11 protein-coding genes and 2 pseudogenes are annotated in these 15,324 nt (G+C 55.0%); 6 read left to right on the forward strand and 7 right to left on the reverse strand.

The features are described 5' to 3' along the window. Positions 1-71: 71 nt before the first annotated feature. The 4 genes from bioF to C4S74_RS15380 all read right to left on the reverse strand — a co-directional run bounded on the left by bioF (position 72) and on the right by C4S74_RS15380 (position 4,952). Positions 72-1,259 (reverse strand): 8-amino-7-oxononanoate synthase, encoded by a 1,188-nt coding sequence (gene bioF / locus C4S74_RS15365; protein ID WP_103996167.1) that lies wholly within the window; start codon positions 1,257-1,259, stop codon positions 72-74. Beyond that, a complete protein-coding gene (bioD, locus tag C4S74_RS27040) occupies positions 1,256-2,422 on the reverse strand; it encodes a dethiobiotin synthase (RefSeq protein ID WP_258042500.1) in 1,167 nt (388 codons plus the stop codon). Before bioD ends, bioF begins: the two co-directional genes overlap by 4 nt. Then, positions 2,419-3,780, reverse strand: a complete 1,362-nt coding sequence (bioA, locus tag C4S74_RS15375; protein ID WP_103996168.1) for an adenosylmethionine--8-amino-7-oxononanoate transaminase — start codon at positions 3,778-3,780, stop codon at positions 2,419-2,421. The genes bioD and bioA overlap by 4 nt, the downstream gene beginning before the upstream one ends. A 173-nt stretch (positions 3,781-3,953) precedes the next feature. Beyond that, positions 3,954-4,952: a zinc-binding dehydrogenase gene (locus C4S74_RS15380; protein WP_103996169.1), complete on the reverse strand. Its 999-nt coding sequence runs from the start codon at positions 4,950-4,952 to the stop codon at positions 3,954-3,956. Between the two features lie 140 nt (positions 4,953-5,092). On the opposite strand from C4S74_RS15380, the gene C4S74_RS15385 reads away from it, so the two are divergent. Continuing rightward, positions 5,093-6,028 carry a LysR family transcriptional regulator gene (locus C4S74_RS15385; RefSeq protein ID WP_103996170.1) on the forward strand — a complete coding sequence of 312 codons (936 nt, stop codon included), beginning with the start codon at positions 5,093-5,095 and terminating at the stop codon, positions 6,026-6,028. 268 nt (positions 6,029-6,296) lie between these two features. Here C4S74_RS15385 and C4S74_RS15390 read toward each other — a convergent pair whose 3' ends face one another. After that, the gene (locus tag C4S74_RS15390) at positions 6,297-7,643 is read right to left on the reverse strand and encodes a lytic polysaccharide monooxygenase (RefSeq protein WP_103996171.1); all 1,347 of its coding nucleotides are present in this window, start codon (positions 7,641-7,643) and stop codon (positions 6,297-6,299) included. Positions 7,644-8,247: 604 nt separating this feature from the next. On the opposite strand from C4S74_RS15390, the gene C4S74_RS15395 reads away from it, so the two are divergent. Then, positions 8,248-9,963, forward strand: coding sequence for an ABC transporter ATP-binding protein (locus C4S74_RS15395; RefSeq protein ID WP_103996172.1), 1,716 nt, complete (start codon positions 8,248-8,250; stop codon positions 9,961-9,963). Between the two features lie 260 nt (positions 9,964-10,223). On the opposite strand, the pseudogene C4S74_RS15400 reads toward C4S74_RS15395, so the two are convergent. Both C4S74_RS15400 and C4S74_RS15405 read right to left on the reverse strand, forming a co-directional pair. Further along, positions 10,224-10,544 (reverse strand): annotated as a pseudogene (locus tag C4S74_RS15400) (LysR substrate-binding domain-containing protein); the annotation flags it as partial. A 48-nt stretch (positions 10,545-10,592) separates the two neighbouring features. After that, positions 10,593-11,333 carry an SDR family NAD(P)-dependent oxidoreductase gene (locus C4S74_RS15405; RefSeq protein WP_103996174.1) on the reverse strand — a complete coding sequence of 247 codons (741 nt, stop codon included), beginning with the start codon at positions 11,331-11,333 and terminating at the stop codon, positions 10,593-10,595. A 135-nt stretch (positions 11,334-11,468) separates the two neighbouring features. On the opposite strand from C4S74_RS15405, the gene C4S74_RS15410 reads away from it, so the two are divergent. The 4 genes and pseudogenes from C4S74_RS15410 to C4S74_RS27255 all read left to right on the forward strand — a co-directional run. After that, positions 11,469-12,389: a LysR family transcriptional regulator gene (locus C4S74_RS15410; protein ID WP_103996175.1), complete on the forward strand. Its 921-nt coding sequence runs from the start codon at positions 11,469-11,471 to the stop codon at positions 12,387-12,389. Between the two features lie 216 nt (positions 12,390-12,605). Next, positions 12,606-13,823, forward strand: coding sequence for a 5-aminolevulinate synthase (gene hemA, locus C4S74_RS15415; RefSeq protein ID WP_103996176.1), 1,218 nt, complete (start codon positions 12,606-12,608; stop codon positions 13,821-13,823). 66 nt (positions 13,824-13,889) lie between these two features. After that, the gene (locus C4S74_RS15420; protein WP_103996177.1) at positions 13,890-14,387 is read left to right on the forward strand and encodes a GNAT family N-acetyltransferase; all 498 of its coding nucleotides are present in this window, start codon (positions 13,890-13,892) and stop codon (positions 14,385-14,387) included. Positions 14,388-14,407: 20 nt separating this feature from the next. After that, positions 14,408-14,701: pseudogene (locus tag C4S74_RS27255) on the forward strand (Gfo/Idh/MocA family oxidoreductase); the annotation flags it as partial. Positions 14,702-15,324: the final 623 nt, after the last annotated feature.

Raw genomic sequence — 15,324 nt, forward strand, 5'->3', positions numbered from 1 at the left:
TTTGCCGGATTCTGCTCCAGGTTCAAACCGTGTCAGAATGCCTCGCGCGGACGCTTGGTAAGCCTCGCGATTCATGCAAGCACCCCCGCTTCCGCCGCTGCGCTCACGATACATTCGGCCGCTTTCGTCAGCACGGCATCGGTATGAGCGGCCGAGAGGGAGAAGCGAATGCGTGCGCTTCCGGCCGGGACGGTCGGGGGGCGGATGGCGGGAGCCGCGATTCCGTGCCGCTGAAGCGCCTCACTCATACAAAGAGCTACGCCGCTGCTTCCGGCAATCAAGGGCACGATCGGCGAATCTCCCGGCACTACGTTCAGACCGGCTTGCGCAAGTCTTTGGCGAAACCGGCCGGAAAGCTCCCGGAGATGCCTTCGCCGGTCATGCGACGTCCGCACGATACCGAGGGCCCGGTAAATGCCCGCTACTATGGACGGCGGCAGGGCGGTGGTATAAACAAGGGGACGAGCCTTGTTGACCAGCAGGGAGATAAGAGGACGGCTCCCTGTCACGTGCGCTCCGTACACACCGAAAGCTTTACTGAACGTACCCATGATCACGTCGACTTCCCGGTGTACATTCATGGCATGGCAAAGTCCTTCGCCGTCCGTGCCGTATACGCCTTCGGCATGAGCCTCGTCCACCATTAACATTGTGCCGTAATTATGTTTGAGCTCCACCAGCTTGTGCAGGGGCGCCGAGTCTCCATCCATGGAAAAAACGGAATCCGTCACGATCAGCTTGCGTCTTGCTTTACCGGACCTCCGGAGCATATGTTCCAAATGCTCCATATCGTTATGCCGGTAGCGGATATGCTCGGCTCGGCTCAGAAGGATGCCGTCTGTTATGCTGGCATGATTGAGACGGTCGGAAAACACCGCATCTCCCCGGCCTACCAGAGCGCTGACCGTACCGAGGTTAGCCATATAGCCGTTCGCGAAAACGAGCGAGGCTTCCTTCCGCTGCCAGTCGGCAAGCTCGGCTTCCAGTTCACGGTACGGAGAACGGTTGCCGGAAAGCAGGCGCGAGGCCGTCGATCCCGATCCGCATTCCTCCAGCAGCGCACGGCGCATCGAATCCGCGATATCCGGATGACGGCTCAAGCCCAGATAATCATTCGAAGTCAGATCAAGAAGAGTTTCCTCTCCGCGTATCAAATGACCGGGGAGCGAGCGGGAAGCTGCGGTATCCGTCAGCGTCCGCTCCAGAGATTCGCCTGCCAGTATATCCAGTTCCTTTTCGATCCAGCTCATTGCGTTCATGTCCGCACCTCGGCGTTTTTATCCCGTAGTTTCGGCGGGATCTGCAAGGATTTTGATAAAAAGGAACGGACAGGGGTCAGATCCAGTGTCGTGTGCACGAGCTCCGCAAGCAGCTGCGGCCCCGGCCCGCTGCCGACTTGCGGAAAACGGCCCAAAACCTTTACGCCGCCGAACATTTCAATTAACGCGGCGTTTCCGGAGATGCTTGGATCGGCTTCGTGCGAAGCGTTTTGTAGAGAGGCGGCCGGAGGCATCGCGGCACTTGCAGTCTTCACAGACGCTGACACCGACGAAGTCGCTGCTGCATCAATCGCAGCACTTCGCACTACTGCTGCAGATGCGTCAATCGCCGCACCCGGCACTTCCGTAGAAGCGTCTGCACCTCCCGTAACCCCCGGTACCGCCGAAGTCGCTGCTGCATCAATCGCAGCACTTCGCACTACCGTTGCAGTTGGGTCAATCGCAGCACCCGGCACTTCGGTAGTAGCGGTGGCGCCATCCGTAACCCCCGGTACCGCCGCCGCACCTTCCGCATTACGCGGTGTACCCGGACTTGCCGCAGCTCGCACAGTCCCAGCAGTTCCCGCGGCTTCCGCAGTTTCGGCAATTTCCGGAGATGCCGCAGCGCATGCGCCTTCATTCAGCACGACACCCAGGATGTCTATCCCGAATTGTCTCAAGAACGAGACTGTCAGGAGCGTGTGGTTGACTGTGCCGAGTCCCGCGCGGGCTACGATCAGCACGGGCATGCGAAGGTAAGCGATCCATTCCGCCAACAGGGCGTCTTCCGTCAAGGGGACAGCGGCGCCGCCCGCTCCTTCGACGAGCATGGCATCGTAACGCGAACACAAACGCTTGCCGCCCGCATAAAGCATCTCCATCGTCAGATGAACGCCTTCCGCTTTTGCCGCAAGCCAAGGCGTAAGCGGGGCGCTGAACGTAAAGGACGCCACTTCTTCCGGAGGATCGGAAACGCCGCTTCCCTCCGCAAGTCTTTCGGCGTCGCTCCGCCCGCTGCCGAGGGGTTCGCCGGATTGTACCGGCTTCCAGACGCCGACGTTCCAGCCTTCCGAGCGGAGTGCGGCGGCAAGCGCGGCCGTGACGACGGTCTTGCCGGTCCCCGTATCCGTCCCGGTCACAAAGATTCCCCGGATGCCGCTCATGGCCGCCACCCCCGTTCCGTTACGTCACGGATAGAAGCGGCTATGATGTCCGTCATGGCCCCCAATTCGTCGCGCGTGCTCGCCAGAGGGGGAATGAAAACGACCACATTGCCGAGCGGCCGTGTCAGCAGCCCTAATTCCCGGGCCCTCGCACAGACGTGAACGCCGATCCTTTCTTCCCAGGCGTAAGGCTCTTTGGTCTGCCTGTCGCGGACGAGTTCAATTCCGACGAGAAGGCCCAGCTGCCGGATATCGCCCACGTGGGGGCAAGTTTTCAGGGAAGAAAGCCTTTCGGCTACGAATTCGGCCTTGGCGGCCACACCTTCCACCACACGGCGCTCCTGCATCAAGCGGAGATTTTCCAGGGCGACAGCACAGCCGAGCGGATTTCCCGTAAACGAATGACCGTGAAAAAACGTTTTCTGTTCCTCGTAATCTGCATAGAAGGCTTCATACACATCGTCGGTCGCAAGCGTAGCCGCCACGGGAAGATAGCCTCCCGTCAAGCCTTTGCCCACTACCATCAGATCCGGCTCCACATCTTCGAGGTCGCAGGCGAACATGGCGCCCGTACGCCCGAATCCGGTCGCCACCTCATCGGCGATCAGCAGAACGCCGTGCTTGCGGCACAGCCGGGCGATTTCGCGCAGGCATCCTTCGGGCATAACGATAATGCCGCTGGCGCCCTGCACAATCGGCTCGACTATGAGCCCGGCTATTTCACCGGCTCGTGCTTCAAGCAGAAGCCGCAGCGCTTCCAGCGTATCGGACATCGCGCCGGAGGCGCCGCCCGGATGCCGGTAAGAATCGGGATAAGGGATTGTATGAGCCGAAAAGAGCAGCGGCCGGAACACTTCGTGATAAAGCGGAATCGCTCCGACACTGACCGCGCCGATCGTATCCCCGTGATACGCTTCTTTCATCGTGATAAACGTCTCTTTGCGTTCCATGCCTTTGTTGCGCCAGTATTGGTATGCCATTTTCAGGGCGATTTCCACGCCGGTCGCGCCCGAATCCGAGAAAAATACTTTCCGGAGCCCGGCCGGAGCGATATCCGATAGTTTTGCAGCGAGTTCGATGGCCGGAATATTGCTCAGTCCGAGCAGGGTGGAGTGTGCGACAAGCTCAAGCTGCCGGACAATCGCTTGATTTAGTTCCGGAACACCGTGGCCGTGTACGTTGAGCCAGACGGACGAAAAGCCGTCATAATAAGCTTTGCCTTCCGTGTCAAAAAGCCGGACGCCCTCTCCGCGTTCGATAATGACGGGATGAGTGTCACAGTAATCTTTCATCTGCGTAAAAGGGTGCCAAAGATGGGCCTTGTTCAGTTCCGCCAAGTGCTCGTAATTGGTAAGCAATCGAATCGCATCCTTTCCGTTTTAATTGTTAACCTAAAACTATTATAACAGGTTAACAATATATCGTTTATGTGAAAATATCAAGCTCGCAGAGAGAAGGAGAGGATGGGAAAGCACAAAAAAAGAACCGCCGGTTCAGCGGTTCTTTTTTTGTGCATAATTTTGATTCCAACTCACGCTTCCGTCTCATTAGACAGGGCCAGATTGCCGAACTGCCTGCCTTCCTTCATGGTGGTAAAAGCCTGCACCGCATCGCGCATCGGAAACACTTTGTGCACGACAGGTTTAAGATTGTGTTTGGCCACGAAATCGGCCATGGCATGGAATTCTTCCGTGCTTCCCATCGAAGTTCCGATCAAACTGAGCTGGGGGAAAAAGAGGGCGCGCAGCGGAAGTTCGACGGTGTCTCCCGAGCTGGCTCCGAAACTGACGATACGCCCGTCCGGTCCCAGAATATCGAAATAGTTGGGGAAGGTAGCCGGACCTATGCTGTCCAGGATTAAATCCGCCTTCGTTCCATCGAAGCGGTCTTTCCAGCTTCCACCGCTTTGAAAGCAGAAATCGGCTCCGAGCCCCCGGGCCAGCTCCAGCTTGTGTTCGCTCCGGGACGAGACACTAACCCGGGCACCGGCCGCTTTGGCCATCTGAAGGGCGATCGTTGCGACACCTCCCCCGATACCGGGAATGACGACGTGCTGTCCTGCCCGAAGCCCTCCCCGGGTGAATAACGCCCGGTAAGCGGTCAAGGCCGATAAGCCGAGAACGGCCGCTTCCTCCCAGGTAAGGTGGGCGGGTTTAGGAACGGCATTTTCTACGGGCACGATAATACAATCGGCGAAAGTCCCGTCGGTGGGACTTCCGATGATTTGAAGATCCTCCGGCAGGGAATCGGCTTTTTCCCAGTTTAAGGTCGGATTCAGAATGACCTCCCGGTCCAGAAATCCGGATGAGACGCCTTCGCCGATCTCCGTTACGATTCCCGCTCCGTCCGAGCCCGGTATTAACGGCGTATCTCCGGCATTCCGTTCATTTATAACGAACAGATCGCGGTGATTGAGGCCCGCTGCGATCAGTTTAACTTTAACTTCTCCGTACCCGGGACGCTTGTCTTCCGCTGTGGAATAAACGAGCCCGTCGATACCGCTTTTTTCTATATGCAAAACAGCTTTCATAACAAATCCCTCCGGTCCAAAAATCATGTGAAAACGTCTACGATCTGACACGTTGAATTTTACACAGAGCGAGGTATCAAGTAAAATCATTAGAAATGAACAAAGGTATCGATTCTACTAATGGAACACAGGAGGTCGCGATGGAGAGCGGTGATTTGAAAATATTCCGTACGGTGGCCCGGGAAGGGAGCATCACTAAGGCGGCTCACAGCCTGAATTATGTCCAGTCCAATGTGACCAACCGGATCCGGCTGCTGGAAACGGAACTTGGAACGCAGCTTTTCTATAGGTCCAGCAAGGGGATGAAGCTGACGGCGGCCGGACAAAATTTACTGGTGTATGCCGATAAAATTGTCATTTTGCTGGAAGAAGCAGTGAAGTCCGCACAGGCTACGGATATTCCGAAAGGCCCGCTCCGGCTGGGCTCTCTCGAAACGACGGCCGCTATCCATCTGCCGCAGCTGCTCACCCGTTATCACGGTCTGTATCCGGAAGTCGAGCTTTCGCTGATTACATCCGATTCTCATGAACTGATCCGGAAGATCAAAGATTACGAGCTGGACGGGGCCTTTGTATACGGACCGGTTTCACATGAAGAGCTGGTTTGCAGACCCGCATTCGAGGAAGAACTCGTGTTGATTTCGGAGGCGAAAGAAAAGGATCTTGCCGGGCTGCTGAAGAAACCGCTGCTGTTTTTCGGATCCGGCTGCTCTCACCGCGACAGAGTCGAACGATTGCTGGCTAAGGAAGGTGTCGAAGCACGCCATATGATCGAGTTCGGCACCCTGGAAGCCATTATCGGCGGCGTTTCCGCGGGACTTGGCGTCTCGCTGCTTCCGCGTTCTTCGATCAGCAGAATCGTTCAGGCCAGGGAAGTTCACCTGCATTCCATTCCGGAAGAATTCCGTGAAATCAGCGTGGTGTTTATTTACCGGAAGGATTTGTTTAGAACGGAAGCGTTCAAACGGTTTCTGGATTTTTTGCAGAATGAAGGGGCGGGGAGCGAGGAAACCTCCGTGCATGAAGCACCGGAAGCGAATGAGAACTCAGCCCCGGGAGCGGATGCAAGCCGCTAAGCGGACTGACGCTTTGCGGGCGATCAAAACGGATCGTTCCGGCGTCAGACGGGTATGCGGCGAGTACTATCTACTGGGCTTGACCGACTACAGAACAGCGTCGCAACACGCGCCCGGGATTCGCGCGCGCTGGATCCGGTTTACTCCCGGCAAAGATGACGGAGGACAGGTCCAGCAGCGCCTGCCTGCGGTGCCGGAAGGCGCGAGTAAACGAACAAAAAACCGATTTCCGGATTTTACCGGAAATCGGTTTTTGTTGTCGAGCCGCTTACTTCAGCTGCCACAGGGCCGGAACGTTGGAAGGCTCCCAGCCTGCGATCGCAGTGTGCGGCTGACGGCACTCGTAAGTGGAGCCGTTGTAAGTCACGAGATTGCCGGTTGTGTAAGCCGTGTTGACCGTCCAGGCGGCAACCGCCGGGCCTGAAGCTGTCGTTACCGACACCGCATTGCTGTTAGCGGACTCGTTGCCTGCGGCATCAATTGCCCGTACAGTAAACGTGTAAGCGGTGCTTGGCGTCAGGCCGGAAACGGTGTACGAAAGCGTCGAGCCGGAAACCGTGCCCGCAAGCGCCGTGCCCTTGTAGATCCGGTATCCTGTCACGCCTACATTATCGGTTGCGGCATTCCAGCTTAGCGCGACCGACGAAGACGAGGCCGTTCCGGCAGTCAGACCGGCAGGAGCCGTCGGCGCCTGGTTATCGGCAGGAGCCGAACCCGTCGTAAACGTAACCGAATTGCTGGCCGGAGAAGTGTTGCCGGCCGCATCTACGGCTTTCACAGTAAAGGTGTATGCTGTATTCGGAGTGAGGCCGGTTACATTGTAAGACGTAGCGGATCCGCTTGTTGTCGTAACGAGCGTGGAACCGTTATACACCTTATAACCGGTTACTCCGACGTTATCCGTCGAAGCTCCCCAAGTCAGGGTAGCTCCCGTAGTGGTCACGTTGGAAGCGGCTGCGCCGGCCGGTGCCGTCGGAGCGACAGTGTCGGAAGGGTTGCTGCCGCCGAAGTTAACGTCGATCACGTTGTAGAAAGCGTTAGCTGTATCGGCGATTTCCCAGACAGCCAGGATGACGTGATAGCCTGTTCTGGCCGGAACGTTACAAGTATCGGAGTAAGAGAACGGAGGCTGTTTGCCGCCATAGTTCACGGAGCAGAAAGGCGTCAGATCGAAAGAGTTTCTGGTCAGTGCGGAATTCGGATCCCAGTTGGCTTTAGTAATGTAATATTTCCAGCTTGTCGTCGCATGGGCAGCCGTCAGCTTCCAAGTGAACGTGTTCGTGCCGGAAGAGATGTTTACTTTGCTCCAGCGGGTTGCGGACTGCTCGTCCAGTTTAGGGAAAGTTCCGCCCCCGCTCGCGATTTTACCGTCGGCAGGACCCGCAGCCGGGAAGCCTTTCGGATATTCAAGGCTTTGAGGCTCATAAACGATAGCTCCGCAGTCTTTGTTGGTTCCCTGCTTACAGAGATAAGCCCGGCTGCCCGGTGATTCGACATAGCCGTGGGCGGACGCTTTTTGAGCGAGTAAAAGCATACAGAAAGCAAGGATCAGGGACAATCCGGCTGCGAACAAAATCCGGGTCGTGACAGAGCGGGACAAACGAACAGTTGACATAAAATAGGCCTCCTTTTAATGGGGAATGCGAAGAAAACGGCTTAAAAGTCATTATCCTTGCAGCGGTAGTCCTGGATCATCTCCTTTCTGAGCTTGCGCAATGTGCAGAATGGAAGATTCGCGGGGCAGCGCTTGCGGTTATCCCTCCTTAAAACAGATGGATTTATATAAACTCCGGGGAGCTTATATACATAGAGAAACTGCATAAACCGGGAACTTGGGAAATGTTCGTGCGAAATGTACGAAGTGGAGCAGGCAGAGTTGATCGGCGTTCCGGGTCGGTTAGCAAATGACTGGACAACTATCGAGGGGCGGCTTAAATAGGTGGTTTAAGCGCTTACAAATTGGAGTGAAATTTCTATTCGGAGTGAGCGACTGGATCAATCGAAAAGCAGCTTTATACCCGTATCATACAATCTGTGCTAAATTTTGACAACCCTTATTTTCGTAGATTTAACAAATTTATTCATAGTTTCGGGGTACAAAAGGGAAGAGAAAATAGGTAAAAGAGAATTTTATCTTTGTTGTTCGGCACGTTTGAACTACAATACAGATAGACGTGTGTTTGCGGCAAAAAGTATAGAGAAAAGAAAGAGGGATAGGATTGCTTAAACGTTTTTTCGCGTATTATCGTCCGTACAAAGGACTGTTTATTCTGGATTTCGGCTGTGCCGTCATAGCGGGTTTGCTTGAGCTCGGCTTTCCGCTTGCGGTTAACTTGTTTCTGGACAAGCTTCTTCCGGGCCGTGACTGGTCACTTATTACCTGGGCGTGCATAGCTCTTCTTGCGATTTACGTACTGAATATGTTCCTGAATTACGTCGTCACTTATTGGGGGCATATGCTCGGGGTAAATATCGAAACGGATATGAGGAAGAAGCTGTTTGATCATATCCAGAAGCTTTCGTTCCGTTTTTTCGACAACAATAAGACCGGTCATCTTATGACCCGCATCACGAACGATTTGAACGAAATCGGGGAGATTGCCCACCATGGACCGGAGGATGTTTTCATTGCCATTATGACATTGGTCGGAGCTTTCCTGCTTATGCTTTCGATTCATACTAAACTGGCGCTGCTGACGTTTATTGTCATTCCGCTGCTTGCCTGGTTTGCTATTTATTTTACCAAAAAAATGACCCGCACGTACGAAAGGCTGTTCGGCAATGTGGCCGAATTTAACAGCCGGGTGGAAAACAATATCAGCGGGATCCGTGTCGTTCAGGCGTTCGCTAACGAAGAATACGAAAAGAATTTGTTCAAGGGAACCAACCAGCAGTACCGCCAGACCAAGCTGATGGCCTATAAGCTGATGGCGAAAAGCATGTCGATCAGCTATATGATGATGCGCTTCGTTTCGCTTTTTGTCATGCTGTGCGGAACCTATTTCGTCATCCAGGGCGAATTGTCGTACGGCCAGTTTGTCGCTTTTCTGCTTCTGTCCAACGTATTTTTCCGCCCGATCGAGAAAATCAATGCCGTGCTGGAAAGCTATCCGAAAGGCATTGCCGGGTTTAGAAGATACATCTCGATCATCGACACCGAGCCCGATGTGGCGGACCGCAAGAACGCGGTGAGCGTGGATAAGCTCAAAGGCGATATCGTCTTCGATTCGGTTACGTTCGGATACGGCGATCAGAAGAACATTCTGGAAGATCTGGACCTGAACATTCGTGCCGGAGAAACGATTGCCTTCGTAGGCCCGTCCGGTGCGGGAAAAACGACGATCTGCAGCCTGCTGCCCCGGTTCTACGACTGCAAAAGCGGCGCTATCCGCATTGACGGAACCGATGTCCGGGATATGACGCTGGAGTCCCTGCGCAGCCAGATCGGAATCGTCCAGCAGGACGTCTACTTGTTTGAAGGAACGATCCGGCAAAACATCGCCTACGGCAAGCTGAGGGCAAGCGAGGAAGAAATTTGGGAAGCGGCCCGCCAGGCCCAGCTGGAGGAATTTATCCAGAAGCAGCCGGACGGGATGGAAACGATGATCGGCGAAAGAGGCGTCAAACTGTCCGGAGGGCAGAAGCAGCGTCTCGCAATCGCGAGAATCTTCCTGAAAAATCCGCCGATTCTCATTCTCGACGAAGCGACTTCGGCGCTGGATACGGCCACGGAGCTGGCGATTCAGCAGTCGCTCACCGAGCTGTCGAAAGGGCGGACGACTCTGGTTATCGCACACCGGCTCGCCACGATCAAGAACGCCGACCGCATCATCGTCGTAACCGAGCAGGGAGTGGCGGAAGAAGGCTCTCACGGTGAGCTTGTCGCGGCCGGAGGCATTTACAGCGGGCTGCACAAGGCTCAGTTTGGAGTGTAGCTCAGGTGCAGCTTAGGGCTGAAGTGAGCTGTCTTGCCGCACATATGAACGGCCGGAAGCCGGATGAAGCCAGGCAGCGGTCTGGTTTGTAATTCCGTATGAAACGGATTCCGATCAGACAGCAATCGGGCAGTGAAGGGGCGTAAGGCCGGTTGCATTCGTGCATTCGGATAGGAGAATCCGGCGGAAGTGTGAGCGGAAACGAGCCTCCGGCACCTAGCGCACGAACAAGAATGAAGCCGCTTATAAGCGGCTTTTTCTTATGGCATAGAGCCGCCTTCCACGCAATCCGCACCGGCTCCGTCATCCGCAGCAGGACGCTCTCCAGCCGATTGCTCCGCAGGCGCAATCATTTCCATAAAAGCCCCGAGCGCGCTGCTTATAAAAGAGTCTCTTCGGGTTATAAAATCCGTTGTCATGTAACGATACGTTTCCGGTATTTCATGCACCCGAAGCAGACCTTCCCGCTGGAGCTTGCCTACGACACTGCGCGGTAGCAGGGAGATGCCGAGACCGGCGGCGACACCGCCTAGAATCGCTTCTAGCGTGCCGAACTCCATGATGACGGGCCGGGTAACGGAGCGGGACTGGAACTACGGGCGGCCGGTTCGCGGATTTCGTAAGAAAAACTATAAGGTCTGCCCGGCATCGGCCGTCAAGATCTGCCCCGTAACCGCCTCCTGCTCCAGCAGGGAGCAGATAATCCCGGCAATATCCTCGGGAGTGGCGATCCGCTGAAGCGGCAGCTTGCCGATGAGCGCGTTCATCGCTGCCTCGCGGCCTTTCCACCAGCGTGTGGCTACCGCTCCCGGTGCGACGCAGTTCACCCGGATCTCCGGCGCGAGCGCCTGGGCCAGAGATTTGGTCAGTCCATGGACGGCCGCTTTCGATACGGCGTAAGGGATGGAGGAGCCGAGACCCGTAAGCCCGGCTATGGAGCCGACATTGACGATGGCGCCGTTTTTGTTTTTTTTCATCCGGGAAGCGGCGGCTTTGGCGCAGGCAAACATGCCTTTGACATTGACCGCGTACAATTCGTCCCATACGTCTTCTGTGGCCGAATCCAGATCGCACATGGGAATATGCCGGGTAACGCTGGCATTGTTGACGAGCAGGTCGATTGTCCCGAACATTTCGCTGATCAGCCCGGCAAGCTCGGCAACTTCGTTTTCCCTGGTTACGTCCGCCCGGAAAGCGGCTGCCCGTCCGCCTTCGCCGTTAATTATTCGCACGGCGGATTCAGCATCTTCCCGGGATTGCGAGTAGCTTATTGCTACGATAGCTCCCCGTCTGGCGAGTTCAATACTGGCAGCCCGTCCGATACCGGTGCCTCCGCCCGTCACCCAGGCGACTTTGTTTTGCAAATCCATATACATTCACTCCTTCACGGGAATCGAAATCATGCTTTCTGTCATTCAGTTTAAAGGATGGAAGGCATTTAATATATTTGAATGTTTTGAAGGAGTCGTTCAAAATAATAGAATCCAGGAAAGGAGGAACACCGGATGGATTTCAGAACGTTAAAGTCTTTCGGGAAAATTGTGGAGTACGGAAACTTTGCCCGCGCAGCCGAGGAATTGACTTACTCGCCTTCGACAATAACCATGCAGATTCAGAAGCTGGAAAGCGATTTGGGTGTGCTGCTGTTCGAGCGGGGCAAAAAAATCACGCTAACCGAGGCGGGCCGCCTCTTTTACGAGCAAAGCATCCCGATCCTGCAAAAGATGGAGCAGCTGCAAAAAACGCTGGCCGATCTCGCGTCAGGCGAGGCCGGACATGTGAGAGTCGGTGTTACCGAGCCGACCGCCAGTCACCAGTTTCCACGGCTGATCCGGCGTTTTGCGGACCTATATCCGAGCATCCGCGTCTCCGTCGAAATTGCCGGCACAACTGTTCTGGCGGACAAGATTCTGGCCGGCGAGCTGGACTTCGGATTGGGTTCGTTCCTCGATACGGCGGCCGGGCTCGATTTTGAGCCTCTTTTTACGGAGGAGTTTCTGCTGCTCGTCCCCGCCGGTCACGCTCTGTCACGGGAAGAATCGGTGACGCTGCCCCAACTTCGCGAAACGCGTCTGCTTATCACCGCACGAACGTGTCCTTATCGCAGGAAACTTGAAACGGCACTGAGAGAAAAGGGGAGCTTCCCGCCGGATACGATGGAGATTGGCAGCATGTCCGCGCTCAAATATTATGTCGCCGAAGGACTTGGCGCAGCGCTCGTTCCCCGCATGGTGCTTCATCCCATACCGGACGGTACGCACGCGCTTCACGTGAAGGAGGGAGGAATCGACATGACCTGCGGCCTGATTTACAGACCGGCTGATTTGCCGTTAAAACAGGCGGGAAAGAACCTGTACGATTTTCTCCTGCAGGAATTCACCTCACAAAAAAGCATGAACTCTGTCCAAACGGGGTCCGCTAAATAAAAGACTCAAACTATTAAACACCGTCCGGCGGTGTTTTTTCTTTTTCCCGCGCCAGGGGATAAAGCATTATTCGGACCGAAAATATAATTGACAGAATTGTACAAATTTACAAAAAACCTCTTGATTGTTATATCCGAGTTAACCTATACTATTAATTGGATAGGAGATCCACATACTATAAAAACATACAAAAACAAGTAACTGGAGGGATGAAAGATGTACACGGAAATTGCTGAAAGCAAATTGAACCAATTGAAGGAGAACGGTCAATACCGCGAGTTTGTCACCATTAACCGGCTGCGGACGAAATATCCTATGGCTCTGGTCGATAACCAGGGAGATCACCCGGTGGTCGTATGGTGCAGCAATGATTATCTCGGTATGTCTCAGCATCCCGTCGTTATCGAAGCGATGCACAAAGCGATTGAATTGTACGGAGCCGGCTCCGGCGGTTCCAGAAATATCGGCGGCTCCCATCATTATTATGCGCAGCTGGAAGCTTCTCTGGCGGAATGGCACGGCAAGGAAGCGGCTCTCGTGTTTCCGACGGGCTACGGCTCCAACGATGCCACGCTCCAGTGCCTGGCCCGCATTTTCCCCGACAGTATCATCTTCTCGGACGCTTTAAATCACGCTTCCATCATTAACGGAATTGTCAGTTCGAAAACGGAAAAAGCCGTCTTTCGTCATAACGACGTGCAGCATCTGGAAGAGCTGCTGGCGGCCCAGCCGAGCGACCGGGCCAAAATCATCGTATTCGAATCGGTATATTCGATGGACGGGGATATCGCGCCGATCCGTGAAATTGTCCAATTGGCGAAAAAATACAAGGCGCTTACGTTCCTGGACGAGGTACATGCCATCGGGATGTACGGACCGAGAGGAGCGGGAATCGCGGCCCAGCTCGGCGTAGCGGATTCAATCGATTTTATCCAGGGCACGATGGCCAAGGGCATCGGGATTATCGGCGGCTACATAACGGGCTCGGCACCGCTGATCGACAGTGTGCGTTCCTTTGCCTCGGGCTTTATTTTCACAACGTCCCTGCCTCCGGCCGTTGTGGCGGCCTGCTACGCCAGCGTGGAGCATTTGAAACGCTCGAACGCGGAACGCGACGCGCTTCACGCCAAGACGGCCCTGCTGCGCGATGCGCTGGCCGATGCCGGCATTCCGGTGATGGAAGCCAGCGAAACGCATATTCTTCCCGTGCTGATCGGGGAGGCGAAGAAGTGCAAGCTGGCGGCCCGCAGACTGCTGGAGAAGCATCATGTTTACCTGCAGCCGATCAATTCGCCGACGGTGCCGGTCGGTACGGAGCGTTTCCGGGTGAATGTGACTCCGAATCATACGGAAGAGCACATCTACGAACTGGTTAACGCGTTAACCGAAGTGTTCGAATATTTCAATATCAAAACGCTGGCTTTGAAAGCCTGACCCGATCTTCCGGTCGAAAGGTCGGTTCCGTCAGCCTGCCAAGAGATGGAACGGGAGTGATTCAGCATGAATACAAGTCTGACACTGCGGATAAGAAGGGCTTCGTTTGAAGATATAGGAGAGCTTGTGGAGCTTCGAAAAATTTTGCTCAGCCGGGGCGAGGGACATTATGTTTCCCGCTCCGCCGAAGAAGACCTCGCCTGGCAGACGGAGTACCGGAACTGGCTCCGAGCCAATCTGAAGGGAAACGACCGCATCCTTGTGGCGGCGGCGAGCCTGGACGACGAAGAAAAGCTCAGCGCCTGCGCGATCGGAATTATCGACGACCGGGCGCCGATGAAAGGCTGCCTGAACGGCAAAGTCGGCTGGATTCAGACCGTGGTCGTTCATCCGGACAAGCGGCGCCAGGGATTGGGCGAAGGAATTATGAATTATGTGTTGTCCTGGTTCCGTGCGAACGAAGTGGGAAAAGTGACGCTCCAGACGACTCCCGCAGCCAAGCGGCTGTATGAGAATCTGGGTTTTTCGGAATCGGGGGAAGATCTTCTGATTAAAGAATTTTGATGATTCCCGGGAGGACATTCATGAACGTATTGATTATCGGACTGGGCTATGCGGGAACCCGCTTCTCGCAAGCCTTTTCCAATCTGGATCCGGCGGTGACGGGCAATGAGCCCGTAGAAATCGCGTATGTGAACCGCAGCCCGAAAACGAACGGCTACCGGTATTTTTCCGGCATAGAGCAGGCGCTTAAGGAGTTTGAGCCTGCCATTGTAGTCGTAAGCGTAAACGATGAATATCATATCGACGTAATCAGACAGCTGAAGGATTACCGCGGGTTCGTGATTTGCGAGAAACCGCTGGTGCACCCACAGGACGATCTGGAAACGGTGGAAAGTAGCTTGAAAAATATTTCCGGCTTCGCTCTCGATCTGGTGGAAAGGTACTCGGATGCTTCGCTCACGCTGAGGCAGTACGTGCAGGAACATAACCTGCGTCTCGTACGCGCCAATTTTTACTGGGGAAAAGACCGCATCAACGATCACCGGCCCACAAGCGGGGTGATCAGCGAAATCATCCATCCGCTCGATCTCGTGCAGTGGGTGAGCGGCGAAAACGCGGAGCTGGAGCTGAAAGATCTGCAGGGCATCCGCTCGGATTTCTCTATTTCCGGAACGGCCGTGCTGGACAGTGCGGCAATCACCGCAAGCCTGGCGGGAGCCGTCGTGACGGGCTACAGCAGCTTCGTCAACATTTTGCGCAAGCGGGAAGTGGACCTTGTCTTCGCCTCGCCGGCGAACAAGCTGATTTTCGCGACGATGATCTTCGATACGCCGGTCTGGGATATCGATTATTTGCGGATCTGGGAAAAAACGAATACCGGGGAACGCGTCATCGTGGATCTCAAGACCGAAATCGATGAAAGCCGGCCGGAGCTGAACACGATACGCAAATTAATCCGGCTCGTTGCCGACGCTTCGGCCTTTGCCGCATCGGGCAC

Origin of the sequence: Paenibacillus sp. UNC499MF, assembly GCF_900107975.1 — a bacterium.
Lineage (GTDB): Bacteria > Bacillota > Bacilli > Paenibacillales > NBRC-103111 > Paenibacillus_F.